Consider the following 23,911-nt stretch of genomic DNA (forward strand, 5'->3'; position numbering starts at 1 on the left):
TGCTGTTATGGCTGATAGAACCGAAATTGTCCTGGCCGGAGACGTTCACTACCTGGAAATCCTCAAGGTCCTCAGAAGAGGCGAAAACATTGGTACCATAAAGATCGAAGTGCTTCCGAACAGCCAAGCAACGGCCAGTCTCGTTTTTGATGAGGATGGGCGGGAACGAGTGATCAATGTCCATCCGGTAGGGGCCGACAAAGAATATGAAAAGGTTTTCGAGGGGGACTACACCCTTGTCACCATCAACCCGCCTCGCGGCCAGATCGACGAAGCCAGAAACCAGGAAATTGCCGACACACTCATTGCTCCCTACGATGGTTTCGTACGCTTCGATGCCAATTCCTCTTGGGATAAACGGGAGGCACTCACCGAGCGGCCGTCCCTTACGTCGCGCGACCATCTCACAGTGGTTCTGAGTAAGGCTATCGGTTACGAGAAAGCCGCTGCCTTTCACGCTATTGTCGATGATGCGGAATCCCTGAAAGCGGTCAGCGACGCCTTGAAGAGCTTTTACGAAGAGGTCGAACTCCTAACCGCGCTGAAACTGAACAACCCAGAGGTTCCGGAGCTTCAAGAGCTTGACGACGGAACAGATGACCTCAAGGCCATGTGGAAGTTCTCGAACGGCAGCGGCCAGCAGATCGAACTTACCTATCGATTGCCCGAAAAAACATTCGATGCGCGGATAATCATTCCGCATAACGATGCGACCGCGAGCTTCCGAAATGCTTCCGAACGCGAAATCGCATGTTTCCGCGATGCGCTCCCGACGGAGCACAAGGAGCGGATCGAAGAATGGGACCATGTCATGTTTCGCGAGTTCGCGCCTTTCCGCTAAGGCATATGGAAAGCCTTGCCCGCTCCCTGCGAGAAATGCTCTGAATACTGATCGAGGACACATTAATGACCACACCGATTTACCACGACCTTAATCTCGGCCTGGCCTCCTTTAGAGGAGGACCCGATTTTCCAAATTTCAAGAGGCCCCGAAACCAGATCAATGCCGCTTGGGGATTTGAGGCTGGTCCGGTTGACGTCTTCCTGCAGTATCGCTTCTTCGATAAGAGCTTCGCCGCCACCGTGATGGAGATCGAGCAGATTAATGGGAAGCCTGCGTGGGCGGGTGAACTCGGGCAGCTGCCGACCGGGCAGGTCGAAGCCCTCGTCGCAATGCTTCCGGTTACGGAAAAGGAACAACTCGACGACTGGAGTCTCCAATTTGACGCTCTGCAAAAGATCGTACTGGAACAGGGCGACGGTCTGATCTGTGTTGAAGAGAACGTTTTCGGAGACGCTATCGATTGGACAATCGAAGACGTCAACGCTAACGAGCGCTGGGTCTTGAGTTATGACTTTTCGGCGGCCGAATTCAAAGCACATCTGCGTACGGCGTCAAATGAAAGGCGCGAAGGAGATGACGTCGAGGTCAAGCGGCTCAAAAAGACGCTGAACGCGGAACAACTCATCCGCGTTGAGATGTTCGAGGCCGAGTACCGATCCCACGGCATCGTGATGCGCTGAGGAGAAAACAATGGCGACACCGAAGCCGCAGACAAAATCGGCGAGAAACATTCTGCAGTGCAAGCTCGCGGCCGTAACCGATCTGGACCTCTCATCCCTCCTGGATGAGATCGATGGCGACCTCACGAAGGTCGAAGGCCTGGTCGACGTTCTCAATCAGTACCGCGCCGATCTGTTCGGAGCGGGCATAGACAACCTGCAAATCGTTTGCCGGTCCGCTCCGATAATCAAGAATACGATTAAGGACCATCCCTTGATCGACTGGGAGCTTTCGGACCGTTTTCGTCCGCGCAGCTACAAGCTCACCTACAATCTCGAAACCGATACCTATTCAGCTGTTGGAGCTTATCGGGAAAATGGTTCTTCGGCCGCAACCATCCCGATCACGGCTGAAATGTTGGACCAGCTACGTACCCGGCTGTCGCAGAGTGATCTCGAACTCGTCGAAGAGTTGAAGTCAGCCTGGGCGGCAAGGGATATCGAAGAAGAGTACGGCCCGGGACCAGGTCTTTAAAGCGAACAAGAGACCTGCCCAACCTGACGATTTGTCCTTTGCCGTCTTGCCGGACAAGACTGAAAACTCATACTTCGCGAGACACCAGCATGAGTTCGGTCATACTCTATCACGGCAGCCATCGTCGCTTTGATTCATTTTCGAAGGACGTTTTCCCTCGCTACGACAACGCGCAGCAACACATTGGCTTCTTCGTCACCAACAATCCCGAGTACGCTGCGCGCTATTCCAAATCCTCAGATGGCTTCCTGTACGTTGTAGAGTGCGATTTCAACCAATTAAAGTTCGAACCGTTGCGTGGTAACGTGAGCTTCATCTCGATCATTGAACGCAATTATTCCAATGAGGAAGCCATAAAATACGCCGATGACCTCATAGCTGAGGGATACGATTCCGTTTGCTTCGAAACGCATGAAGGCGAAAAGATGTTTGAATTTGCGATGTTCTATCCCGAGCAACTGAGGATACTGAACGCGATCAAGCATGAAACGGCAGTAGAAATGATATCGAGTGGAAAGCTACAGATCACCGACATCCCATTATCAGCACCAGCGCCAGCCTTCTGAAAATAGCCCATAACTCACCAGGCAAAGCGCTCGACACAGCATCTCATCAAGGAAAACGAACAATTGCATTTCAAATTTTTATTGAATGCAGAGTTGACATTTTCCGCCGATACGACATAAATGGAAATGAGCGATTTTGCTCAGGAGTAATTGAAATTCACATGTCCGGCTTTTTCGCCATTGCCAATATTAACGCAGCGACCGCCACCAACGTGGCAGGGCGCGGCGTCGGTATGTGCGCAATGGCAGAGAGGCACGGAGATTAAGCAAGGAAGCTGAAACTCCTGGGTTTGGTGAAAACCAAAAGGCCTCTCTGGGAAACCGGAGGGGCCTTTTTCTTTGGCCCGGGAACAGGAAACGAAATGGACGAAGACGGTAATGGGGCGGTGCTGAACGCACCCTTCGGATCACACGACGGGACTTTGCCAACGCTCTGAAAACTGGGCGAACGAAGACCTGCGCCATCAACCTAAGTTATTGAAAATAAATAATTTTTTTGATTTTTGCTGTTGACTTTCGTTTTTGCCGCCGCTAACTTCAAATCATCGAAGCGCAAATGCTTCACCGGAATTCTCCAGGCAACCTGGAGCGCTTTTTGAAATTGTAGGTAACGTACACACGGTAATGGGGCTGTAGCTCAGCTGGGAGAGCACCTGCTTTGCAAGCAGGGGGTCAGCGGTTCGATCCCGCTCAGCTCCACCACCGTTTCGTTAAAGAAATACGCAGGGCCGTCGGATGACGCCTCTGTAAGGGTTTATTCTAGGGTAGCTCAGCGGTAGAGCGTCTGACTGTTAATCAGGGGGTCGCCGGTTCGAATCCGGCCCTTAGAGCCAAACCAGAGGTTTGCAAACCTCCTGTGAACTTCGGAGCAATCCGAATTCCTGCGGACTATATGGTCGCGGCAGGAGGAAATTCGGGTGAATGTTATCTTTTCCACTCATGGAATTCCATGCGCATGTGATCATCTCGGGCCTTGTTCGTTCGAGACGATGGCCCACGAAATCGGGAAGGAAGCCTGCAGGGGTAGCGGGGCTTTCGACAGCCCGAGGCGGCTTGGTGTCTGAACTGCCAAGCCTCTCCTTCCCGACCCAGATCAAGATGCCGGTGTGGCGCTACGGCCAAGGAAAACGACGCTTCTGGTTGCCATTAATAAGGCAACGCGGGCCAGGGCATATTAACGGCAGACGAAAACAAAGGGCTGCGCCGTGGTTTTCGCCACTTCTGGCGAAAGGCGTGGCGAAGTCAATAAACAACGAAAAACGAATGGGTCGTTAGCTCAGCTGGGAGAGCGCCTGCTTTACACGCAGGATGTCGGCGGTTCGATCCCGTCACGACCTACCATATAAGGGGCCTCGGGCCCTCCTCGACATGCTTCTTTGAAGGTGTCAGGTGATCTGCAAGACTCGCAGGTCTGATAAATGCCGGGGAAGATTGGCCGAAAGGCAAGAAACAGGTGTTTAACACCGGTCGCGGGTGCTGCGTAGTGACCACGACCGTAGAAAGATGACTTAAGAGGCCGCGCGCTGCTTGAGCATGATGGTGACCCTGAGCCTCATAAGTTCGGGTTGACAGCCACTCCTACGGTCAAATGCGGGTGTAGCTCAGCGGTAGAGCACTTCCTTGCCAAGGAAGATGTCGAGGGTTCGATCCCCTTCGCCCGCTCCAAATTCACGGAGCGCGAAACACGCAGCACTGTTCCACGAGCGTGGGTCTCCCAGCTGCTTTGACATGGGGACATCTAGCCAGACACCAAATCGGATAACCACAAGGCGTGGAGCCCTCCGAGTCTGGGAATAACTGAGGGCCTAGGAGCAGCAACTATTTCCTGAGGAAGCTGAATTTCAACGAGTGACGGCAATCCACTCAAAGGTATTCAGCTTCCGACCGATTTTTCCGCAAAGCCTGTTGACAGGAATTCCTTTTCGAGAAATTCTTGTTTTCAGCACTTGCCTGATCCGACTAGCACGGCAAGCTGTTGCAAGCCGGTCGGACGGCTTTGGTAGCAGGGGGATGAGTGTCGCTCATCCATGCTATTCGCGGAAAAAGAAACGATGGCGTAAGTCATCAGGTCTTAAGGTGCCAAACATACCCTTCGGGGTAAACCTCACGGGGTTAAGCCTTACGGGATAGCACGGCCAGCTACGGCGCGTTGTGTCCTCCCGGTTTCGATAGGTGTGGGGCGAATAGAACAGTTTAATGAGCTGGTATCCTTCCTAATGGAAACCAGTTACCTGGCCGGTAGGACGGCGCGAGGTAGGGGAGATCGGGGATGTCATGCATCTGACGCGATCTCATTGCGCTAGGCGGAAAGCCTGGGATCAAAGGAGGCGTGCGGCTTCCTCCCAGGTGAGGGTTGGGCCTGGACGTGCCAAATGCGGGTGTAGCTCAATGGTAGAGCAACTGCCTTCCAAGCAGAATACGAGGGTTCGATTCCCTTCACCCGCTCCAAATTTCGTGCGAATGCACACTTCATGTCGGTCGTAGTTCAACGGTAGAACAGCCGCCTTTGGCGGAAGATGAGAAAGGGTTTGCGCAGACCCAGGGTTCGAATCCCACCACCGGCTCCAATTTAGAAAGCACCTCTATGAGTGATCAACAAGAAGTCCTTGAGCAACCATCCTGGTGGCATTCGGAAAATCCGTCGCCGGAATTACGGGCTGGATCGCTCGGGACATTTTTCCTGGAAATCCTCAGCGCTGGCGCAAAGATCGGAATGATCTGGCCCTTCAATTATCGATTCAGAGGCTCTTTGGTGACGGTTAGTGTCTTCATGACACCCTCTATGAAGGAGCAGGTCGAGACCAGGACTAAATTCCGCTTTCGGACTCCGCCACGGATCAGCCTCATCCAGTACGATGAAACAAGGATTGACCGATACGAGGACTGGCAGCCGTCGGAAGAGATAGGATTGAAGCAGAAGGGTGCTCGCTGGTTTCACTCAGATGATCATCATTCGCCTTCGCTATCGAAAAGTTCGCTCGGTATCTTTTTCCATGCGACGCTCAGTGTAGGCGCGCAGATCGGGATGGTCTCGCTTCACAAACCTGAGTGGGAAACGAAAGGGACGGTCTACGTGACGGTCTTTATGACCGAGGAAATGAAGGCAGAGATCGAGAATCTAACAAAGTTTCGTTTCCGGGACCCTCCAGGTTCAGCTTACGACGACTGATTTTGCAGGAATTCGATATGCGAACCTGCCCTTAAGGGATGAAGTGTGGTTGCAAACGCATCAATCCTGGGCGGAGCCTGAGGGACTTTGATCCCAAACCATATCGATGTTTTTCAAGAGGTTAGCGCCTCAAACAGCATAACGCGGGATGGAGCAGTCTGGTAGCTCGAATGGCTCATAACCATTAGGTCAGCGGTTCAAATCCGCTTCCCGCAACCAAATTCCGTTGAACCCAGGCGGTGCAGTCAGCAGGTAGTTGATATACCAGTGAGGGCAAATCTGCCGGGGCCGGACGATCATACGGCTGGTGTGATCGATAAATGATGTGGTTCCCGAGTTGAGTAGCCCCAGTACGGTTCGAAACGTCTACTGGCAAAGCGAAAAGAATGGGCGTCATGTCGACAAGGACGGGGCCAATAGGACTTCTTGTTAAGTGGTCTGAGGTTGTCAGGTAGCTCAGTGTCAGAGTCCAGCATTGTAGCTGGAGGTCGTGCGGTTGAAATCCCACCCTGATTACCGTCCAAGTTTTTTCACAGACACCGGCATCTTCACGATGGCGGTCAGCTGGCTCGGCAGAGCTGGCGATTCCGAGCCGTCTCAGACGGTTTCGTGTGCCTTCGTTCGGAGGCTCCAGTGAACATCCAGCGGGTGTTCCGGACTTGGCCGGGGAGAGAAACGGCAATCAGTTTTGGCGGGATGGAGCAGAGAAAGCTTGCCGGGGTCATGACCCGGAGGTCGCTGGTTAAAGTCCAGCTCCCGCAACCAAATTCACCAGGTAAGCGCTGTCAGCCAGCTGTCTAAATGCGCACCCATGCCCCTCGGGATCACTCGGGGACTTGGCCGGGAGGTCCGTCAACACGGAAACCAGGTGATACCTTCAATGCGTAGCCACGCGCGATCAGCCCTTAATCAGGTGATGTCCTCGGTCATCGTGGCAGTTTTCGAATAAAGCGGGGTAGAGCAGCCCGGATTAGCTCGTCAGGTTCATATCCTGAAGGTCGACGGTTCAAATCCGTCCCCCGCAACCAAGTCATACTGATTGCGCCGATCACGGCAGCACAGCAGAATGAAAACAGGTGATGGAAGTCGCCTGAAAGACGGGGTCGGCGGACCAGAAAAGCGCACAGCCAATCTGTCCAGAGGTCCGTGGTATGGGGCAGGCCGTGTATTCACCTTGCTTAGGGCTGGTGGCGTAAAGGATCGATTGCGGGCGTTCTACGGAGCGACCCGCGCCGTCTTATCTAACGAACATGTCGCATGGGCCAACTGGGTGGCCAGAATCCATAATAGAGCCTGGGTGATCCTTTCGGCTCCATGCCAGGTTCAATTCCTGGGCGGCATTCCATTGACGACAGGCATAAAGCAGACAATCATCAATTTGGCTGCCATCGCTTGGATCGCCTGGTCCATACAGGCTGACGGTCGCAAAGGCATGAAAGGGGAAGGTTCGAACTTCTCCACCACGGAATTAAGGAAAGGGCTGAGACGACAGTCTCCCTGGCAACGCTACCCCGGCGCATGGTCCGGAACGTTGCGGCCTTCAGGCGGCACACCCTAACGGGATGCTAGCTCACCACCTCGACAATACGGGGTCCAACGGCTCAAGGAATCGAGAGGCGTTATGGATAAGGGAGCCGCCGATCATTTTACATGGGTCCGACCTTCGGGTGAAGGATAACAAAGATGTGTCTGACAAGACACCGCCTAGACAGTTCGAAGCGCAGAAAGCGACCGAAAAGGTAAGCTCGGTGTGACGCCCGGGTGCAGCGAAATTGGGGTTGTGTCTCATGAGCCAACTTGTCCGTGCCCGGAGACGTCCCGGAAAACGGTCCGCTTCAACCAAATTACAGATAGCCTGAACGGCGTCGGGGCCTCAGACATACCAGGCGTCGCCTTCAACAAGGTCCTCAGTGCAGGGTAGGGCTTACCGGTGGTAGGAAACTGCCGCCGGTATCAATATGGGGTTATAGCTCAGCTGGGAGAGCGCTTCCATGGCATGGAAGAGGTCGTCGGTTCGATTCCGTCTAACTCCACCAAGAATTCGAAGGCCCTGTGGCTGATCGCAACGTCAATGCATGGACGCGGTCATAAAGCAGGGGATCGGGGAACGCGACTGATCATCGTCCCGATTTTCAAACGCCGGTGAAACGGAATTTGACCTTCGTGGCTATTCGCAGCAGACGCTGCGTATGACGCAGGTAGCTCAGAGGAGCGCGAAGTACCAGGGCCCGGGAAAAGCGCTTCGCGGTAGAGCAGGCGGGTGGTTCCGTCGTGTCGATGGTTCAAATCCATCCCTGCTCACCAATTCGCTTATGGGCTGTCGACGGCGGTCGGGACAGGTCGCTCCTGAAGGCGGGCTCGCTGCCCGTACAGTCCACCAACACACATCCTGATCACAGTAACTGCTTTGAACAGGATAAACACTTTGCCAGCAAGCTCAGGGAGACAGAGCAGCCACCAGGGTAACCCGTGAGGGCCCGGCCGATGCGATCTAGACCTCAACCAGGTCAGCGAGGACATCGATGGTCAGTGGGGTGGACGGTTGCGAAAAAGGGGCTGTGGTGGTCCCGGGTGAGAGACCCGCCTGGCAAGCCAATGATGGGGTGACACTGCCTGACGCAGGGGCAGGCCTTAGTAACTCTGGGACGACGGTGAGATTCCGTTTCACTCCACCATTAATGGGCCTGGGTTCTGGCGGGTTCGAATCCCGTCTCGTCCACCAAAACTTCGTATGGGCGACGCAAAGGTACGCGGGAATTGACCTGGACACCGCCGGTTCGAATCCGGTCAGGTCCACCATTGCGCAAGGATCACACATAACAAGTTCATGGGGCCGTAGCTCAGACGGGAGAGCGTCGCATTCGCATTGCGAAGGTCGGGAGTTCAACTCTCCCTGGTTCCACCACATTCGAGCTTCGCTGGTCGAGACGATGCTCGCTCCTGACGTCAGGTAGACGTGACAAAGGGGAGAGAAGCCCTTGAAGCATGCCGATTGGCTGGACGGAAACCCGTTTAAGGCCGCGAGCGCCGACTAAGACAGGTGTCGGACCCACGTCAATCGGAACCGAATTCGAGACATAGCCTCAACACGACTATGCGCTTTTAGCTCAGCGGTCAGAGCACACGCTTGATAAGCGTGGGGTCCCAAGTTCAATCCTTGGAAGGCGCACCATTTTACGAGGGCAATGGCCCGATGCAGGAGGTTCGATTCCTCCTCACCTGCCAATCAGGTGGACCGGTTGCTGGATTGCTCGGAAGGCTACGGATGACGGAGTTAGCTACTCTACCGGGTTCGATTCCCGGCGGGCCAGCCCTCTCTCAGTTCGAACATGGAAATAAGATGCCCGGTTAGCTCAGTTGGTAGAGCAAACGCTTGATAAGCGTTAGGCCACTGGTTCAAGTCCAGTACCAGGCACCACCTACAAAAGGAATTCTTTGGAAATTCCTTCAAAAAAAATGTGCAAAGATGTTTACAAAGGAAATCTTTTCGGTATTATAAAATCACCAACCGGCCACGAGGCTCTGCCTGAAGCTCGGAAGGTTTCCTTCGATTTTATATCGATGCCCGCGAAGGCGAGAGCCTGAATGGGAAATCTTGTTTGAGATGCGTGAGCATCCCAACGAATTGGCGGCGTAGCGTCATTAGGATAAACTCGGGTAACCGACCAAAAGGGGTAACCTCTCACAGGCCCCCGCCAGCAAACTGGTCCATCCACGCAAGCCTAGTCACGGGGCCACCCGGCTTCACTTCGGTGGAGATAGGCTCGAAGATCAGAGGGTTTCGCCCGCAAGGCGGAATGTAGCCAGGCCAACGGTGAGGCTTAAGAAAGACCGCAAATCTTTCGCCCTGTGCAACTGATCGAGAGCTGATGACAAAGGGTAGTGAACAGGTTCAAACCTTAGCGGGTGAGGGCGGTTCGCAATCTGAGAAGTTCGGGTCTGTAATGTCTCGGATTTTGAAAGATGACTGATTAGCGTTAGCAGCGTGAAAGGTAGCAAAGGCGTCCTGTATTTTGGTCTCCGAAAGGAGATTGAAGCAAGTGGACCAGCACGTCTTGAGTGAGTTAGCAACGCCCGCGAGGGCAATCGAATTGGGATCGATGTTTGAGACTTCATAATCTCTTGCAAAAATCAAAATCCAAAGACTGGTCCGGTCAGTGAGTGATAAGATGCCTAAGCCCAGAGACGAAAGTCAATCTGGGTTCTCGAAGCCCGGAAGGTGGAGAGAATTGGTGGAAAAGACGACGTTTGGGGTCGAACCCTTAACTATTGCCCGGCAGGGAAGGCGTAAGATTGAACACCGAGTTACTTCTGACGACGAGGGAAATGCCACCCTCTTAAAAAGGCGGCATTGGTGTGACGCAGATAGTCGAAAGACGTTTGCGTGGATTAAAGGCAACCAGCCCCGCAAAGGGTTGTGGTACACCCTAACGAACACCACTGAAAGCCGTATATCTCAGGCTTTCAAAACATAACGACGCCATGATGGAGCCTCCCGGATAGGGAACAAGGCTCCTCATGCATTTTCAGAGGGTCAGCCTCTTTCCTATATGCGGCCCCGATGGGGATAGCGGTACAAGCGGTGTCCATGGTCTGCTGTATTGCGAAAGGAACGGGAAGTTCGTTCTAGCCGCTCCAGGACACCTCCTTATTCAGACAATTCGAATTCTTGGCTCAAGGGATACCTGTAGAGCTGTTACAACTTCATCTTCCGCTAACCAGAGAAAGGACAGGAAAATGAGATACTTCCAATGCAATCTGTCCCAAGGGACCGGACGAACCACCGCATATATTCCAGAGCGCGGTGCCGTTGTCGGCAAATCGGTGGAAATTAAAGATGATTCATTCACCGGCCGCTGGCAGGTCGACCAGGTGGCGGATAAAGGAATTAGCGAAGAGATGCTTCGCGAAAAGCAGGCGAGAGATCGCGATCCATTCGGTTCGATCTCTAAACGCTACGCATAAGACTTCGGCGCGTTAACACGTGCCGTAGGATGAGACCTAGCCTTGAGGACGACCACGGATGTACTGGCGTCTTCGGCAAGGTCTCAACATGGGCCGCTAGCTCAGCGGTAGAGCACTACGTCGACATCGTAGGGGTCACAAGTTCGAACCTTGTGCGGCCCACCATTCCTTCTAAATACTGGCTGTATGCATGCCAATCGGTTGTCATTGGTGAGCACATCAATAGGAGTTTCCAATGACGGCAGTCATCAGAGATCAGGTATTCGAAACCAACAGCTCGTCAAGCCACTCGGTCGCTCTCGGCAAGGGCGATGTTCTGGATAAGAATTTTGACCAGGAAAGCCTTCGCGCTGGTTTCATCAACATAAGGTGCGGCGAACATAGCTATTATGGTGAGGAGCGGTATCGCTACTATCAGCCGGAAAACATCGTCAAATATCTGCTCGCGACCATCATTCAAGGTGGTCCGGACACGACAGGAATCGATATATCGAAGCCCTACGATGCAATTCCGCTCCTTCGGCAACAGTTCGTCGGCGTTTCGGACCTCGTTGATGCCATCGAAGACGAGACGAAGTGCAAACTCACTTTGATCGTCGAGGGAGGTAAGCGCGTCTGGCTCGACATCGACAATGAAGGTAGCGCTGACTTTGACTTCACCGACCGCGAAAGCCTTCGGAAGCTCTTATTCCTCAGCGGCTCCTACGTGGAGACGAAATCGCGTGATGAACGCGAAGAAGACGCACCCGAGTACATTGATACCGATATGGGACAGGAACTGACCCTCCATCCAGGTGAAGGTAGACAACTCGGTTTTGCAATGTAATTTCTCCTTGGAGTCCACCCTTTGGCAGACTAGCTCAGTTGGTGAGAGCGCCGGATTCATAACCCGGAGGTCGGCAGTTCAAGTCTGCCGTCTGCTACCATTTTCAGTAAATCGTGTGTACGTTACCTGCAGTCATGCTGCCGTAGCTCAGTTGGTAGAGCACCCCCTTGGTAAGGGGGAGGTTCGTGGGTTCGAGCCCCATCGGCAGCACCAGAATTCCTATGCGCAGTCCGTGAGGACCTTGAAAAACGATTTTTTCAGGGAAATTCACCAGGGTGAGAGCCTTGAGACCCGACGGCAGGAATGCCTCGTAACTCTGCCAAGACTAGGTTACGGCCGCTGTGTAAGCAGCTAACCGGCTGGGGGCGCATAGGTGCTTTATTTATTTCAAAGACACCCGACTTGAATAAGGAAAATAGCCATGCGTGCTTACGGAATGGGCCCTGGTGACTTTCCTCGATGCTGCCCCGGTCATGATCACTTCTCACTGGAATGCTATAACAACCGGCGTTCCAAGAAAAAACACACCGAAATGACCAAAGTCCTTCATCGCCGAGGTCGCCGCCGCGATAAAATCGCACTGGCAACGGAATTGAAGTGCCAGGAGGCATAAGAACTCCTTTGGTGCATTGCTAGAAGTGACATTTCTGACAAGAATATCTTGTCGGAAGCTGGAAGCCTCGGAGGCTCCGCATGTCATTTCAAGCATTTTTTATTTTGGCCACGATCTCAGCAATCGGAGCCTTCGACAGCGTTCCGATACCTATCGCAAAAATCGCGGCAATATCAGTTCCGAGCTTAGATTTTGATTGCCCGAAAAACTGTATACTTAGTAACGTGATCGAGCGGGCCAGGAAAGCACCCCTTCAAGAGCGTCTCTCACTCATCAACTCGGCCGTCAATCAACGAATTCAATACGCTTCAGATGAAACGCTTTACGCGCGGATAGACTATTGGGCGTCACCGAACGAGACCGTCGCGAAACTAGCAGGGGATTGTGAGGATTTTGCCATCCTGAAAATGGCTTCGTTGCTGCGGGTTGGCATTCCCCGGGAGAGAATGGCGATAGTGGTCGTACAAGACACGAAGAGGAACCTCGTCCACGCAGTTCTGTCGGTTTCAACCGACAAAGGAACGATGATCCTGGACAGTCTCCATAGAGATGTCCGGCCGGATAAGACAATTCTTCACTATCAGCCATTGTTCTCCGTGAATGGGCAAGGATCATGGCTCCACGGGAAAAGGATCACGACCTCGGCAACTGAGACCCCCGACACATTGGGTTTGTCTCCTGCAAAGACTGTCGCCATGATCGATCCATAATCGGAGCGAACACATGTCCCATATCGAAGACGAAGATGATGATTACCCTGTCGTTAATTACGATGACGTCGTAGCGGAGATCGAAGCACATGAAGCCTCGGACCTCATCACGTGTGAAAAAGCCTTCCCAAGCGGTTATGTCACGTTCACCTTCTACCAGGACGGTAATTGCAAGGGGAAGATGACGTTCGATGAATTGTCGGAAGACACGGCATTCCGGGCGAAGGCAGTTCTAGATTTTATATCGACCGCAAAGCACGTGCTTGTCGACCAGGTAGAAATCGAAAAAGCCTGGGACGATGCCGATCCGGACGCAGCCCTGACCCGCAGCTTCGGCTAACTATACATCACTAACCTATTGTATCTCAACGACGCAAACTTATTGAAAGTCGACATAGCGATCACGGGTGAACGAAGTCGTAAGCCTTCAGTTGCCCGGATCGCGTAAAGCCGACCTGGGCGCTATCGACCCCGGCGACCCAATCAGGAAGACGCCCGAGCCGGGACCGGATCGTCGACAAGGATGCGTCCTCGACATATTCCTGCATGACGCAGACGAAACCATCGATCTCCAACCATTTACCACGAGCGCAGGTGTCGTCGATGATCGAGCCTTCGCCGTCATTGCAGAATTCGCCCGCCTCGCTCAGCGGGACCTTCAGAACACGTTCACCACGCATTTTGAAGACCGCCCGATACTGTCCGGACGAGAGATAATCGTATTTACCTGCGAGCTTCGCCAACAATCGTTGAGCGGCCTGGTTTCGATCTTCTTCACAAAAGGAGAACTGAACAGTGGAAATGCAGGCCTTCATGTTTTCATCCAGGTCACGGTATCCCCTCATTTAGGTTGCCGCTATCGGAAACGCAACCTGGTGCCGAGTTTATAGCCGTTCGGTGCTAAAGATGTCCTTCGAGTAGCTTTTACCACCGAACGGCTATAAAGCGTTTGACCACGTCAAAGGCCGAAGGCACCATGACCAGGTGCAGGTTTGACCGCACGGACCGTGGATACGCCTCACGGGCTCTAAAAATGAGTTGTGCGCAAGCTGCACAGGTCTGAACGAGCGCCGTCCATCGAGGCCAGTCCATAAGGGACCAATATCGAGTGCCAGGGATCAGCTGGCGACCAAACACGACCGCTCCTTACACCCGGCGGTCGCAAAATATGAAGCTTTCGAGAGAAAGTGGGTCTGGTGGAATTGGCGAGTTCCGACGGATGTCGACAATCGCAGATTAGTGCCAGTGATCGCATTGGCTCCCTGACCGAAATCCGAAAATCGGTTAGGGGCCAGTGTCTTTGTGCCTATCGAGTTGGACACAAAGGAGTAACGACAAGATAATTCCTTTCGTTTCTGGAAATAGGTTTCTCCAGCTTTCGTTTGTTTCGACATTGTGACAACCAACGCTATAGAAAACGTTGTTAGCGGAACCTGAAACACCTATTTATCGTCGAGCAGACATAACACTGGAGCCGCCATGACGAAATTCACGATGGGTCAAAAGGTTGAGCAGTTGCCGATATCCGAACTCCCAGTTTGGCGGCAAATAGCATTGGACCCGTCGGTTACGGACCATATGAACGGCGCGAAGGCTTATCACACGCTGATCAGCGGCCTAATTACCCGATTGGGCAACGGCGCGAGTAGGTGGGACAACATGAGCCCATATCAGCAGGTAAATGTCCTGGCCGTTTACAGCGAAATTCCGGTCGAGTTCCTAAAGGAAGCGGCGGAAACCGACAGCCTCGACAAGCTTTTCGCCGGGAGGACTGTCGGTGAATTCGTTATGCCCGGCCGTAAGCCGGAACTTCGAACTCGATCTCATTGTTAAGGGCAGGGGGATCGATACGACGAACGACGATACCCGCAGGGTCACGGACTTCGACGAGCTTCTTGTTGCCGGATACTTCATCGAGGCGATAAAGCATGCGGTGGCCGGACTTTTCGACCTGCCACCCGTCGTTGGCCCAGAGATGCGACATATCGTTCCGGTTTTCGCTCTTACCCTTGCCAAAATCGATCATTGGGTCGGATGCAGCATATTCGGAAAGATAAGCCCGGGAATTGTCGTCGAGCCTCAGGTTCTGATCCTGCAGGCGAAGCTGGACAAACCGGCGCAAGATAAAGGGATCATGCTCGTAACGACCGCGCGGTCCGTCTTCTGTCATCATCAGGAGAACCTTTTCCTCGCTGATGTCCGACTTGTAGTCACGCTTGCTGCAAAGTGCGTCATAGACGTCGGCAACCTGGGCAATACGCGCTTCCAGCGGGATCGCTTCGCCCTTCAGGCCAAAATATCCGCGTCCGGCATATTTCTCATGGTGATAAAGGATGATGTTCTGGAGTGACTGAGGGGCATCTTCTCCAACCAGGTCAATACCGGCCCGGGCATGCTCCTTCATGATCTGCCACTCTTCGTCCTCGAAACCTCCCGGCTTGCGAAGAATTTCGACCGGGATTGCCAGCTTGCCGATATCGTGCCATCGAATTCCGAAGGCAAGTTCCTTGATACGGTCCTCGCTCATTCCCATGGATTCTGCGATCTGCACAGCAACTTTCAGCACGCCATTCGAATGGATGGCGACGTCGCTGTAGCTCTCGGCCTCCAGAACGCTAAGCTTGCCCAGTCGCTGACGGTAGCTGTCTTCTGGAGACAGCATCCGCTTCAATTCGTCGATATTTGCTTGAACAGTAGGGTGCATCGCATTCTCCGTATTGCCGGAAAATGCTTGCTCACGGGCGCGAAACCAACAACAGGGATCGGCGGGATCAGTTCGTCTCGAACTTTCCAGAATGAATATTGTACTCGTACACCGTGCCCTTCGTCAGAATAAGCTTCGGGGCTCGTGTTGGGTAGCCAGATGGAAGGCCCCACTTCTTCAGATAGGCTTCCATCGTTACGCCTTTGGCGTCGAGGTGCTTTTCCAGGTCCTTGACCTTGCGGCCGTCGTCGAGGCAGACGATGTAATCGTCCTGGATTGCTTCGTTGATCGAGGACAGTCCCCTCGGCAATTTGCGGGTGCTTTCCGGCGGCGCTTGAAGGCGCTTCTCGACCGGCTTGGTCTTCGCTTCTGTGTCTGCCTTACGACGCTTCATGTCCATCCGAAGCGAGGGAGCAGAAACCTCTTGCACGGGCTTTACTGTTGGCTCAGGAGCGCGGGCAGTGACCGAGGGAGTGGCTGTTTTGTCACGGGTCGGAGTGGCGATGCGAGCAGCAGGGGCCGGAGCTGGAGCGGGTGGCTGTGGCCGGGCTTCCGCGACAGGATGCAATTTCACCTTCTTCGGGCGACCTGGGCCACGCTTGACAGGTTCTTCGAGCGCTTTCGGCTGAACGACATAAAGGCGACCAGACAGATAGGATTTCTGGTAATTTTTCACCACCTGCTGGACGTCGACAGGAACACCAGACAGATCGGAATCCCTGTTCGGAAAGTCAGGTTGGTCATGTGCGCCAGGGCGAGAAGATAGCCGTGCGACAGCATTCGCGATGGTCTCCACGACCGACGATGCGTTCTCAGCATTCACGACAGAACTGGCGATTGCGGACTTGATCAGTTCGACCGTCGCCGGAAGAACAACACGCTGAAATCGCTCGGTTGAGGTGGTGTGAGGACGAGAAATCGAATCCGTTGTCATCGCAAACTCCCTTTTCATGTGCCAGATGCCAGAAATTTTGAAGTCACGCAAGCGCCATCGGCGTTTGCAGCCCCGATATTTACATGCCAGCATTTTAAAGAGGTTAATGAATCCACACATTCTAAAAGGAATTATCCATGTCTCCATCGTTCCACGCGCAGGAAATCAGCCAGGCGGCGATGTTGTCGGATTTGCCTTTTACAGAGTTGTACATTCGCGTAGATGACCCGACTTTCGGCTCCAGATACAAGCCAGACGTTACGAGAACGGGTCGAGCCACGCTGATTTCGGCAAATCTCGCGGTTCCGGATAAATATTCCGATCCAATAAGCGAAATCCGCATGCAGCTGCTGCCGTTCATTGGCGACAAGGAAATTGGCGTCATCATGTATCGCGATCTCAGACTTCGTTACACGATTTCCGAAGCGGCCGACGGCGAAATCTGGGCAGCACTTCGCCCGATTCCTCTGATCGTCCCAACGCCCGATGAACTCCTCATCCACCCGAGCCTTGTCGAAGCGGTGATGATGGAAGCCCGTAAAAAGGGACTAATCCTTATCGGCGGCAAGACCGGACAAGGAAAAACCACAACGGCCGCCTCGTTCTTGCGAAACTTCTGCGTCCAGATGGGCGGCACCTTGTTCACGATGGAAGACCCTGTCGAATACATGCTGTCGGGCGCACTCAGCGAGCATTCCTGGTGCTTCCAGCATGAAATTCACCGCGAAAGCGATTGGGAAAAGATCGACAAGAAGGCAAAGCGTTTTAATCCGGACTGGATGTTCTTTGGCGAAATCCGCTCGATGGAAGCCGCAGAGCAATTAATCGCTGCCGCAGGACGCGGACAGCTTGTCGTAGCCACGATCCACTCGTCGTCCATTGCAGATACCGTGAATTCTCTCCTTCAGTATCTGAAGCCGGAAATGCGCGAGTCCGCCCGCCGGTCCCTGGCTTCAAACGTCAGAATGGTAATTCATCAAACCATGACGCCCAGAGGCCCGTTCATCGAGCAGGTGACGATGACAAACGAGGTAACTGACCCGGTAAGAAGCGCTCTTGAGGAGGGAAACCTTCAGAACCTTGCAAACTCGCTCAAGAAATACCAGCCAGCAAGGCTTCCGGAAGAGCAACAAAGGCAACAGCAGGGCCAAGTTCGCCGTTAATGTCAACAAAGCGGTTGATCCAGGCAAAAAAGTTTGCCATGGTGAAATCGTGAAGAAGGAATAAAGCAGTGTTGACGAAGCAGACGACAAGCAGACTTGCGATTAACCTCCCGGCGGGCGACCGCTCTGGGATGGCATCGTATTTTGCTGTCGAATGCGCATACAATCACTGCTGACCGGTTCACCCTTAATACCCGTGTCGGCTATACCGGACGGGTCCAATTAAGGAGTAAGATGGGATCGTCCGGGTTCGTAACAAAGGACCTATTTTATGACGATTCATCCTGGCCAGTTCCCCGCGCTCATATTGAACGCCGACTTCCAGCCGCTATCTCTCTACCCGCTCTCGACGTGGTCCTGGATGGACGCGGTTAAGGCTGTCTGGTTGGATCGCGTCATCACGGTAGCGGAATATGACCGAACAATTCCTCACCCTGTTCATGAGATAAAGTTTCCGAGCGTAATTGCTCTGAAGGAATACCAGCAGGTTTCGCGTGCGATAGCATTCAATCGCTATAACATCTGGCTTCGCGATGGTGGTGTTTGCCAATATTGCGCAACAGAGGTGACGACCCGTGATTTTACCTTTGACCACGTGATTCCAAGATCGCGCGGTGGCGGCACGACATGGGAAAACATTGTTTGCTCCTGCCAGCCTTGCAACACCTTCAAGGCAAACAGGACGCCAAAGGAAGCGAAAATGACGCTGCTCACCGAGCCGCGTAAACCTAGGCCGTACGAAATCGCTGTCCGTCAGCGAACAATCGACGGCACTCAGGCCCTGCATCAGGATTGGCTGTCCTTCATATACTGGGACGTGCCACTCGAAAAATAGCGAAAGCCCCGGAGTTCTTTAAGACGCCGGGGCTTTTCCATGTGATCAGTCAGCGATGGCAGATCAGGCTGCCTTTTCGGTCTCGCATTCGATATCTCGGGCGATAGCCTCCATGTCGAGATTGAAGTCCGCATCGGTGATCAGCGCTTCACCTTCGTTTTCAAAAGTCGAAGCAACTTCTTCCGGCACTGACAGGGTCGGAAACACCGTCATAACGGAAGGAGTGGACTCGGGAGCAGCATCGGTAGCATAGGCGTTGATTGTCTGCTCCAGGTCGAAACTGAGGACCGGGCTCTGCTGACCGTTATTCACCGCATCCAGGTCGAATACCGGCGACACCAGGCTATCGCAATCGAGAAGCTGCGCGTCCGAGCGAACGACTTCCGCCGAGAACATCTGGAACTGCGACTCGTAGGACTGGAGCATCGAGGACTGATGGCGGACGGTTTCAGTCAAGGTCACCTTAGCGGCCTTCAGTTCAGTCAACTCGTTCGTCTGAATTTCATGGGCAGCGGCCAGCTTGTCATAAGCCTGCTTCAGCTTTGCAAACGCAGCGCCGTACTTCTGCAGTTGGGCCGATAGATGGCGCTTGGCCTCTTCGGAAGCCTTGAGGGTTGCATTGACCTGCTCAAAAAGGGCAAGGCCGCTCGGCGGCGCGGCAGGAGACTGATTGCGGAGTGCTTGTTCTGTCATGGTTTTCTCTTTCACTGACTGGTGGGATTAATAGACGGCGGAAGCGGATGGGACCAGACTCTCGGTCTGAAAACGCTCCAGCAAATTGCGGAATTCGTCGACGCGCTGGGTCGGCGACAAAGGAGCTGGACGGTTCAAGGCCTTGCTGGCGTCCTGCTGCAGGAAGAAGGCGTCGGCGCGCTCTTCAACGGACACGAAATCGCGATGACGCTGCTCGATGGTGTTCCATAGAACACCTGCCTGTTCGTAGAAGTTTTCGAAATGCTCATTCGCGGCAGAAAGCTTCTTGCGAAGCTCATCGGCTTCAGAGCGCGAATATGCCAGGTCACTGCGCAGGCCACGGATCGCCTGTTCGCTCTCCATGCGAATGGCAACGGCCTCGTTGCGAACGCGCGACAACTCGACTTCCTTTTCGGCGAGTGATGTCTGAAGCGCGGAAATCATGCTCTGATCCTGCATGCGCTGCTCTTTGATCGCCCGGGCAGTGCGCTGCATGATTTCACTGAGGTTCTGTGCACGCGCTTCATCAATCGTAGCAACCTGCTCGGCAGGGAGAAGCGGTCGCGACCCAACTTCGGTCATCAAGGAATTCCTTTCTAAATTCGTTGTGCGAAGATATAAGCCGTTAAATGCGTGAGGCTGTCAACCGTTTTGGATGGAGAATTCCTTCCAAATTGCACCTTTAATGAATTTCGTAAGGAATTCATTGTGGGCAGCAATTTCTGCAGCGCGCGGCGATACGATCAGCGTCTGCTTTTCCGGGGCGAGAGAAGGAGAATTTGCATCGAATTGCAACGCGGCGACGGCTGCTGTGACGGCCTGATCGGCGACTGTCAGCTTCAGCTGATCAAGCCGGTGCATCTTGATATAGACCTCGGCGAGAATTTCGGAGTCGAGCAAAGCTCCGTGCTTTGTACGGTGCGTGTTGTCGATCCCAAAACGACGGCAAAGCGCATCGAGGTTGGCTGGCGAGCCGGGGAAGAGCTTTCGGGCCTGTACGAGAGTATCTTCAACTTCGTTCGTGAACATTGGAATTTTCAGACGGGCAAACTCTTCGGCGATCATGCCGATGTCGAACGGAGCATTATGGAAAACCACGGGCGATTTACCGATAAACGCAAGATAATCCTGGTAAATCAGGTCAAACGTCGGATAGGGGGCCAGAAATTCGTTGCTTATACCGTGGACCTTGAAAGCGTCATCATGAACCTTGCGGCGGCCGGGGTTGATGTACTGGTGATAAAAATTGCCGGTGATCACGTTGCCGATGATCTCGACACCAGCCAGTTCAATGACGCGATCCTCTTTCTTTTCGAGACCAGTCGTTTCAGAGTCGCCGATGATTTTTCGGGCACCCTGTAGCGGTGTCGATGACATAAGGGTCGCGGACATTGACATGTCTCCTCAAGGAATTCTTTAATTTAATGCGGCTCAGATTCAACAACCGGAATTCCTTGATGTCAACGCGCGTGACGCAATTAAACCGATATTTCCTTTTGGCGCTCGTTGGTGCTTCAACATGGCTCGCTGCGTGCAGCGTTTCCTACGATTTAAGCAGCCTGTCGGGTGGCAGACAGCATAAAAAAGCGCTGAAAATCGTTCGGGATATCGGTGAAATCGATCCACTTTCCCCGGCGTGTGAAGCGCTCGCAATCAACCTCGTCGAGACGGGCCTGAAAGCTCGTGTGGCCAACTGGATGCCGACAGCCGACCGTCTTTCCGCAGGCGAAGACGAAGCCGCAAGACGATATGAACTCGGCTCCTGCCCCATCAAAACTCTTTCAGTAATGGCTTTTGCGATCTCAAGTCACGGTAATGACCTGGAACGCCAACGAATGAAGGCGAGGGACGAGAGATGGTGAAAATCAACCCTAATGTCCTCTCGCGCTTCAAAACGAGAACTGGCAGCCAGGCACCCGCTGCGCAGCCGATAAGACAAAGCAAACCAGAGACCGTCAACAAAGAGCCGGGGGAAGCAGTCAAAAAGCCGAAGGGCAGCAAGAAGGCAGGAAGAGATCGTGCGGAGATCGTAGCGAGCAGTGAAACGATCATGGAATTTTACATCGACCTTCCACACGATCCTCGGCCGAAGAAGCGACCGAGGACGATGATGAACATGAAGGTTATCGGTGACGCATTCCTCGCCGCAAAGGGCAATCTCGGGCGGTTCAAGGCGCTGCTACGCGATCCTGTCACGAACAAGAGCAGGGCTCAGGTCACGATCACTCCCAAGGACACTGTTGAATACGAGGATTTCATCCGCAAGGAAGTGCGCAAGGTACTTGGAGACAGGTTGCCCTTTGACGGCCCGGTGAAAGTCGAAATGCTCTTCGTCCTGAAAGGGGATCGCAAGTTCTGGCCGACATCTCCCGCTGATGGGGATGCGGACAACCTGGAAAAGGCTGCGGCCGACGCACTGAACGAAATTGCCTTCAAGGATGACCGTTTCGTGGTCGTGACGACGCGCTACAAGATTTGCCGGGAGAAGCCTGGTCTTCTGCTGTGGCTGTCGCCAGCGCAGCCGTCAGATATGGAACATCCCATGGTGCTTGCATGGGATGCTCGTGCTAACACCTAACGGCGCTCATATCCACCTGTCTTCATACCGCGACGTGCATTCTTTCGCCCGAGGTCGGTAGCCGACATCTGCGCCATCTCCTTATAGGGCAGGTCGCATTCTTCCATGAAGAACGAAGGGCCGGTCGCCTTCATTTTCCCTTTGTTGCCGATCCTCTTATGAGGGAACGAGACCGTAAGGCTGTGGCGGGCACGCGTGAAGGCGACGTGGCAAAGACGGCGCTCTTCTTCCAGGCCGCCACCCTGTGGGCCATTCCATGGGTCGCCAGGCTTGGCAACAACCTTCTCTTCGATGGCACGAGCATTCGGAAAGACTCCCTCGTCGTAACCGACACTGAAGACATGGTCGAACTCCAGTCCCTTCGAGGCATGGATCGTCATCAACTTCACTCGACCGGTCTGAGCTTCCTTCGAGACCTCGCCATCCGTCATCAAGGCCATGTCCCCAAGGAACGACAGAAGGTCTTCATAGCCTTCGGCCAGACGGTGCAACCCCTCGACAAAGCCTACCCGCTTGTCTGCTCCATCCTGTTTCTTTAGCCAGTCCAGATAACCTGTTGCCGTAAGCGCAGTCGTCACGATGTCATAAGGCGGGCGGTTCCAGCGACCGTCTTCGACAAGGAATGACAGCGCGTTTGCAAGTTCCCGCATACCCGATCTTGCACCCTTGGTCAGGTTGAAAGTGCTGCCGCTGTCAGACGCGATCTGAAGCGCTTCTAGGTAATCGATGGACTTCGAACGGGCCAGGGATACGACAAACTCGACAGCTGCCGGGCCGACGCCACGGACTGGCTTGTTCGCAATCCGCGTGAAGGACACTTCGTCTGCGGGGTTCAGAGCCAACCGGAGAAATGCCACCACATCCCGGATTTCTTCGCGTTCCATGAGGGAGGTGCCGGACATCACCAGAGAGGACACGCCGAAACGGAGCAAGGCTTCCTCGAAGGGTGGTATGGTGTATTTCGAGCGGAACAGGATCGCGATCTGCTGGGGATCGACACCGGATTCGACAAGCTTGCCGATCTGCTGAGCCACCCAGGCGGCTTCATTGATGTCGGTCACGTGGCCAGTCGCAAATACCTTCGCTCCGTGTCGGCCGGATGCCAGCTGCTTGGGCTTACGTCGCCGGTTATATCCAACGATGATGTTGGCGGGGCGAAGTATCTCTTCCGTGCAACGACGGTTGGTCGAAAGCATGAATTCCGCAGCGCCTTCACCTGCCAGGTCGAGCATGGCTCCGGCATAACTGCCCTGGAAACCGAAAATGTTCTGGTCATCGTCACCGACAATCGTGAGGCCGTTATGCTGGGAGACCAGATGGTGGGCAAACCTGATCTGAACCGGGTTTGCGTCCTGGGCTTCATCGATCAGCAGATGCTTGACCTTCAAGGCCTCAAGCCTTGCAAGTTCCGGGTGCCGGTCGAAGATGTCGACCACCTTCAGAATCAGGTCACCGAAGTCAGCCATGTTACGGCGCTCCAGCTCATGCTGATACAGACCATAAGCAGTCACCATGCGCTCTGTGACCTCGTCACGAGCCTCCCTGTGGGGGTCCGTCGCAAGAGCTTCGGTTAGACCCCAGGACTTCCATAGACCGATCTGGCGAAGCGTATTTGCCGCGAACGAGCCGACGCCACTGGCATGGTCCTTTTCCAGTTCCTTCATGGCTTTTTCGTCAAGACCATCGGGAGAAGCGAAGGGACCGATGATGCGGGGGTCTGCAGCGATCTCGCGCAGGATGGCTTTTGCCTCGTCTTCGTCAACGATGCCGAAAGTTGAGTCCTTCAGGCCGCCTTGAGCCGCATGACGGCGAAGGATGCGCGAAGCAAGACTGTGAAAGGTTCCGATGCGCAGTCCGTGAGCCAGGCCGCCGACATTGCTCTCGACACGTTCCTGAAGTTCACGCGCTGCTCGGGCTGTGAATGTAACCGCGAAAATATTTTCGGCGGGAATTCCTTGCTCGGAGAGCAGCCAACCGATTCTAGCGGTCAGCGTCTTGGTTTTGCCCGTCCCGGCACCAGCATTAATGCTTGTCCTCAAGGATTTAGATGTGGCAGCCGCCAACTGATTTGGGTCCAGTTCGTCAATTATTTTCATGGAGAACTCCTTGCAAAAACT

The 23,911-nt window shown here is 53.9% G+C and carries 20 protein-coding genes and 15 tRNA genes; 28 read left to right on the forward strand and 7 right to left on the reverse strand.

Annotation, left to right across the window (positions count from 1 at the left end):
• The first annotated feature begins 7 nt into the window (after positions 1 to 7).
• The 24 genes from FFR93_RS07790 to FFR93_RS07910 all read left to right on the forward strand — a co-directional run bounded on the left by FFR93_RS07790 (position 8) and on the right by FFR93_RS07910 (position 13,227).
• Positions 8 to 841 (forward strand): hypothetical protein, encoded by an 834-nt coding sequence (locus FFR93_RS07790; protein ID WP_138392775.1) that lies wholly within the window; start codon positions 8 to 10, stop codon positions 839 to 841.
• Between the two features lie 65 nt (positions 842 to 906).
• Complete coding sequence (locus FFR93_RS07795; protein WP_138392776.1) at positions 907 to 1,524, forward strand: hypothetical protein; 618 nt, start codon at positions 907 to 909, stop codon at positions 1,522 to 1,524.
• A gap of 10 nt (positions 1,525 to 1,534) precedes the next feature.
• On the forward strand, positions 1,535 to 2,038 hold the full coding sequence (locus FFR93_RS07800) for a hypothetical protein (protein WP_138392777.1): 504 nt from the start codon (positions 1,535 to 1,537) through the stop codon (positions 2,036 to 2,038).
• Positions 2,039 to 2,127: 89 nt separating this feature from the next.
• Entirely contained in the window at positions 2,128 to 2,604 is a 477-nt protein-coding gene (locus FFR93_RS07805) for a hypothetical protein (RefSeq protein WP_138392778.1), read from the forward strand.
• A 626-nt stretch (positions 2,605 to 3,230) separates the two neighbouring features.
• Positions 3,231 to 3,306 (forward strand) — tRNA-Ala (locus tag FFR93_RS07810).
• A 56-nt stretch (positions 3,307 to 3,362) separates the two neighbouring features.
• A tRNA-Asn gene (locus tag FFR93_RS07815) sits at positions 3,363 to 3,437 on the forward strand.
• Positions 3,438 to 3,869: 432 nt separating this feature from the next.
• Positions 3,870 to 3,945, forward strand: a tRNA-Val gene (locus FFR93_RS07820).
• Positions 3,946 to 4,194: 249 nt separating this feature from the next.
• Positions 4,195 to 4,269, forward strand: a tRNA-Gly gene (locus FFR93_RS07825).
• Positions 4,270 to 4,978: 709 nt separating this feature from the next.
• Positions 4,979 to 5,052, forward strand: a tRNA-Gly gene (locus tag FFR93_RS07830).
• Positions 5,053 to 5,110: 58 nt separating this feature from the next.
• Entirely contained in the window at positions 5,111 to 5,773 is a 663-nt protein-coding gene (locus FFR93_RS07835; RefSeq protein ID WP_138392779.1) for a hypothetical protein, read from the forward strand.
• Positions 5,774 to 5,915: 142 nt separating this feature from the next.
• Positions 5,916 to 5,992: transfer RNA gene (locus FFR93_RS07840), tRNA-Met, on the forward strand.
• Positions 5,993 to 6,462: 470 nt separating this feature from the next.
• A tRNA-Met gene (locus FFR93_RS07845) sits at positions 6,463 to 6,538 on the forward strand.
• Between the two features lie 184 nt (positions 6,539 to 6,722).
• Positions 6,723 to 6,801 (forward strand) — tRNA-Met (locus FFR93_RS07850).
• Positions 6,802 to 7,733: 932 nt separating this feature from the next.
• Positions 7,734 to 7,809: transfer RNA gene (locus tag FFR93_RS07855), tRNA-Ala, on the forward strand.
• Positions 7,810 to 8,602: 793 nt separating this feature from the next.
• Positions 8,603 to 8,678 (forward strand) — tRNA-Ala (locus tag FFR93_RS07865).
• A 191-nt stretch (positions 8,679 to 8,869) separates the two neighbouring features.
• Positions 8,870 to 8,945: transfer RNA gene (locus tag FFR93_RS07870), tRNA-Ile, on the forward strand.
• Between the two features lie 170 nt (positions 8,946 to 9,115).
• A tRNA-Ile gene (locus FFR93_RS07875) sits at positions 9,116 to 9,191 on the forward strand.
• A gap of 1,319 nt (positions 9,192 to 10,510) precedes the next feature.
• Complete coding sequence (locus FFR93_RS07880; protein ID WP_138392780.1) at positions 10,511 to 10,738, forward strand: hypothetical protein; 228 nt, start codon at positions 10,511 to 10,513, stop codon at positions 10,736 to 10,738.
• Between the two features lie 90 nt (positions 10,739 to 10,828).
• Positions 10,829 to 10,903 (forward strand) — tRNA-Val (locus FFR93_RS07885).
• 70 nt (positions 10,904 to 10,973) lie between these two features.
• Entirely contained in the window at positions 10,974 to 11,564 is a 591-nt protein-coding gene (locus tag FFR93_RS07890; RefSeq protein ID WP_138392781.1) for a hypothetical protein, read from the forward strand.
• A 23-nt stretch (positions 11,565 to 11,587) separates the two neighbouring features.
• Positions 11,588 to 11,664 (forward strand) — tRNA-Met (locus FFR93_RS07895).
• A gap of 36 nt (positions 11,665 to 11,700) precedes the next feature.
• A tRNA-Thr gene (locus FFR93_RS07900) sits at positions 11,701 to 11,777 on the forward strand.
• Between the two features lie 480 nt (positions 11,778 to 12,257).
• A complete protein-coding gene (locus tag FFR93_RS07905) occupies positions 12,258 to 12,887 on the forward strand; it encodes a transglutaminase-like cysteine peptidase (protein WP_138392782.1) in 630 nt (209 codons plus the stop codon).
• A 13-nt stretch (positions 12,888 to 12,900) separates the two neighbouring features.
• Positions 12,901 to 13,227: a hypothetical protein gene (locus FFR93_RS07910; RefSeq protein ID WP_138392783.1), complete on the forward strand. Its 327-nt coding sequence runs from the start codon at positions 12,901 to 12,903 to the stop codon at positions 13,225 to 13,227.
• 61 nt (positions 13,228 to 13,288) lie between these two features.
• On the opposite strand, the gene FFR93_RS07915 is transcribed toward FFR93_RS07910, so the two are convergent.
• The 3 genes from FFR93_RS07915 to FFR93_RS07925 all read right to left on the reverse strand — a co-directional run bounded on the left by FFR93_RS07915 (position 13,289) and on the right by FFR93_RS07925 (position 16,576).
• A complete protein-coding gene (locus FFR93_RS07915; protein ID WP_138392784.1) occupies positions 13,289 to 13,702 on the reverse strand; it encodes a hypothetical protein in 414 nt (137 codons plus the stop codon).
• Positions 13,703 to 14,673: 971 nt separating this feature from the next.
• Positions 14,674 to 15,591 (reverse strand): HD domain-containing phosphohydrolase, encoded by a 918-nt coding sequence (locus tag FFR93_RS07920; RefSeq protein ID WP_138392785.1) that lies wholly within the window; start codon positions 15,589 to 15,591, stop codon positions 14,674 to 14,676.
• A 67-nt stretch (positions 15,592 to 15,658) separates the two neighbouring features.
• A complete protein-coding gene (locus FFR93_RS07925) occupies positions 15,659 to 16,576 on the reverse strand; it encodes a MucR family transcriptional regulator (RefSeq protein ID WP_171049136.1) in 918 nt (305 codons plus the stop codon).
• A gap of 86 nt (positions 16,577 to 16,662) precedes the next feature.
• Here FFR93_RS07925 and FFR93_RS07930 point away from each other — a divergent pair, with 86 nt between their 5' ends.
• Entirely contained in the window at positions 16,663 to 17,688 is a 1,026-nt protein-coding gene (locus FFR93_RS07930; RefSeq protein WP_138392787.1) for an ATPase, T2SS/T4P/T4SS family, read from the forward strand.
• A gap of 271 nt (positions 17,689 to 17,959) precedes the next feature.
• Positions 17,960 to 18,523 carry an HNH endonuclease gene (locus FFR93_RS07935; RefSeq protein ID WP_138392788.1) on the forward strand — a complete coding sequence of 188 codons (564 nt, stop codon included), beginning with the start codon at positions 17,960 to 17,962 and terminating at the stop codon, positions 18,521 to 18,523.
• Positions 18,524 to 18,586: 63 nt separating this feature from the next.
• On the opposite strand, the gene FFR93_RS07940 is transcribed toward FFR93_RS07935, so the two are convergent.
• From FFR93_RS07940 to dnaQ, 3 genes are read right to left on the reverse strand one after another with little or no spacing between them, the layout of a single operon-like run.
• Positions 18,587 to 19,216: a hypothetical protein gene (locus FFR93_RS07940; protein ID WP_138392789.1), complete on the reverse strand. Its 630-nt coding sequence runs from the start codon at positions 19,214 to 19,216 to the stop codon at positions 18,587 to 18,589.
• A gap of 27 nt (positions 19,217 to 19,243) precedes the next feature.
• Positions 19,244 to 19,798 (reverse strand): hypothetical protein, encoded by a 555-nt coding sequence (locus FFR93_RS07945; RefSeq protein ID WP_138392790.1) that lies wholly within the window; start codon positions 19,796 to 19,798, stop codon positions 19,244 to 19,246.
• A 60-nt stretch (positions 19,799 to 19,858) separates the two neighbouring features.
• Positions 19,859 to 20,608 (reverse strand): DNA polymerase III subunit epsilon, encoded by a 750-nt coding sequence (gene dnaQ, locus FFR93_RS07950; RefSeq protein WP_171049137.1) that lies wholly within the window; start codon positions 20,606 to 20,608, stop codon positions 19,859 to 19,861.
• 65 nt (positions 20,609 to 20,673) lie between these two features.
• On the opposite strand from dnaQ, the gene FFR93_RS07955 reads away from it, so the two are divergent.
• Entirely contained in the window at positions 20,674 to 21,078 is a 405-nt protein-coding gene (locus FFR93_RS07955) for a hypothetical protein (protein ID WP_138392792.1), read from the forward strand.
• A complete protein-coding gene (locus FFR93_RS07960) occupies positions 21,072 to 21,794 on the forward strand; it encodes a RusA family crossover junction endodeoxyribonuclease (protein WP_138392793.1) in 723 nt (240 codons plus the stop codon). Before FFR93_RS07955 ends, FFR93_RS07960 begins: the two co-directional genes overlap by 7 nt.
• Here FFR93_RS07960 and FFR93_RS07965 read toward each other — a convergent pair.
• Positions 21,791 to 23,890 carry an ATP-dependent helicase gene (locus tag FFR93_RS07965; protein ID WP_138392794.1) on the reverse strand — a complete coding sequence of 700 codons (2,100 nt, stop codon included), beginning with the start codon at positions 23,888 to 23,890 and terminating at the stop codon, positions 21,791 to 21,793. The genes FFR93_RS07960 and FFR93_RS07965 overlap by 4 nt on opposite strands.
• Positions 23,891 to 23,911: the final 21 nt, after the last annotated feature.

It is taken from the genome of Rhizobium sp. MHM7A (assembly GCF_005862215.1).
GTDB classification, from domain to species: Bacteria; Pseudomonadota; Alphaproteobacteria; order Rhizobiales; family Rhizobiaceae; genus Rhizobium; species Rhizobium bangladeshense.

Excerpts from the sequence above, each read along its gene's own strand:
- FFR93_RS07790 (WP_138392775.1), top strand. The coding sequence starts at position 8 with ATGGCTGATAGAACCGAAATTGTCCTGGCCGGAGACGTTCACTACCTG.
- FFR93_RS07795 (WP_138392776.1), top strand. The coding sequence starts at position 907 with ATGACCACACCGATTTACCACGACCTTAATCTCGGCCTGGCCTCCTTT.
- FFR93_RS07800 (WP_138392777.1), top strand. The coding sequence starts at position 1,535 with ATGGCGACACCGAAGCCGCAGACAAAATCGGCGAGAAACATTCTGCAG.
- FFR93_RS07805 (WP_138392778.1), top strand. The coding sequence starts at position 2,128 with ATGAGTTCGGTCATACTCTATCACGGCAGCCATCGTCGCTTTGATTCA.
- FFR93_RS07880 (WP_138392780.1), top strand. The coding sequence starts at position 10,511 with ATGAGATACTTCCAATGCAATCTGTCCCAAGGGACCGGACGAACCACC.
- FFR93_RS07890 (WP_138392781.1), top strand. The coding sequence starts at position 10,974 with ATGACGGCAGTCATCAGAGATCAGGTATTCGAAACCAACAGCTCGTCA.
- FFR93_RS07905 (WP_138392782.1), top strand. The coding sequence starts at position 12,258 with ATGTCATTTCAAGCATTTTTTATTTTGGCCACGATCTCAGCAATCGGA.
- FFR93_RS07910 (WP_138392783.1), top strand. The coding sequence starts at position 12,901 with ATGTCCCATATCGAAGACGAAGATGATGATTACCCTGTCGTTAATTAC.
- FFR93_RS07915 (WP_138392784.1), bottom strand. The coding sequence starts at position 13,702 with ATGAAGGCCTGCATTTCCACTGTTCAGTTCTCCTTTTGTGAAGAAGAT.
- FFR93_RS07920 (WP_138392785.1), bottom strand. The coding sequence starts at position 15,591 with ATGCACCCTACTGTTCAAGCAAATATCGACGAATTGAAGCGGATGCTG.
- FFR93_RS07930 (WP_138392787.1), top strand. The coding sequence starts at position 16,663 with ATGTCTCCATCGTTCCACGCGCAGGAAATCAGCCAGGCGGCGATGTTG.
- FFR93_RS07935 (WP_138392788.1), top strand. The coding sequence starts at position 17,960 with ATGACGATTCATCCTGGCCAGTTCCCCGCGCTCATATTGAACGCCGAC.
- FFR93_RS07940 (WP_138392789.1), bottom strand. The coding sequence starts at position 19,216 with ATGACAGAACAAGCACTCCGCAATCAGTCTCCTGCCGCGCCGCCGAGC.
- FFR93_RS07945 (WP_138392790.1), bottom strand. The coding sequence starts at position 19,798 with ATGACCGAAGTTGGGTCGCGACCGCTTCTCCCTGCCGAGCAGGTTGCT.
- dnaQ (WP_171049137.1), bottom strand. The coding sequence starts at position 20,608 with ATGTCCGCGACCCTTATGTCATCGACACCGCTACAGGGTGCCCGAAAA.
- FFR93_RS07955 (WP_138392792.1), top strand. The coding sequence starts at position 20,674 with ATGTCAACGCGCGTGACGCAATTAAACCGATATTTCCTTTTGGCGCTC.
- FFR93_RS07960 (WP_138392793.1), top strand. The coding sequence starts at position 21,072 with ATGGTGAAAATCAACCCTAATGTCCTCTCGCGCTTCAAAACGAGAACT.
- FFR93_RS07965 (WP_138392794.1), bottom strand. The coding sequence starts at position 23,890 with ATGAAAATAATTGACGAACTGGACCCAAATCAGTTGGCGGCTGCCACA.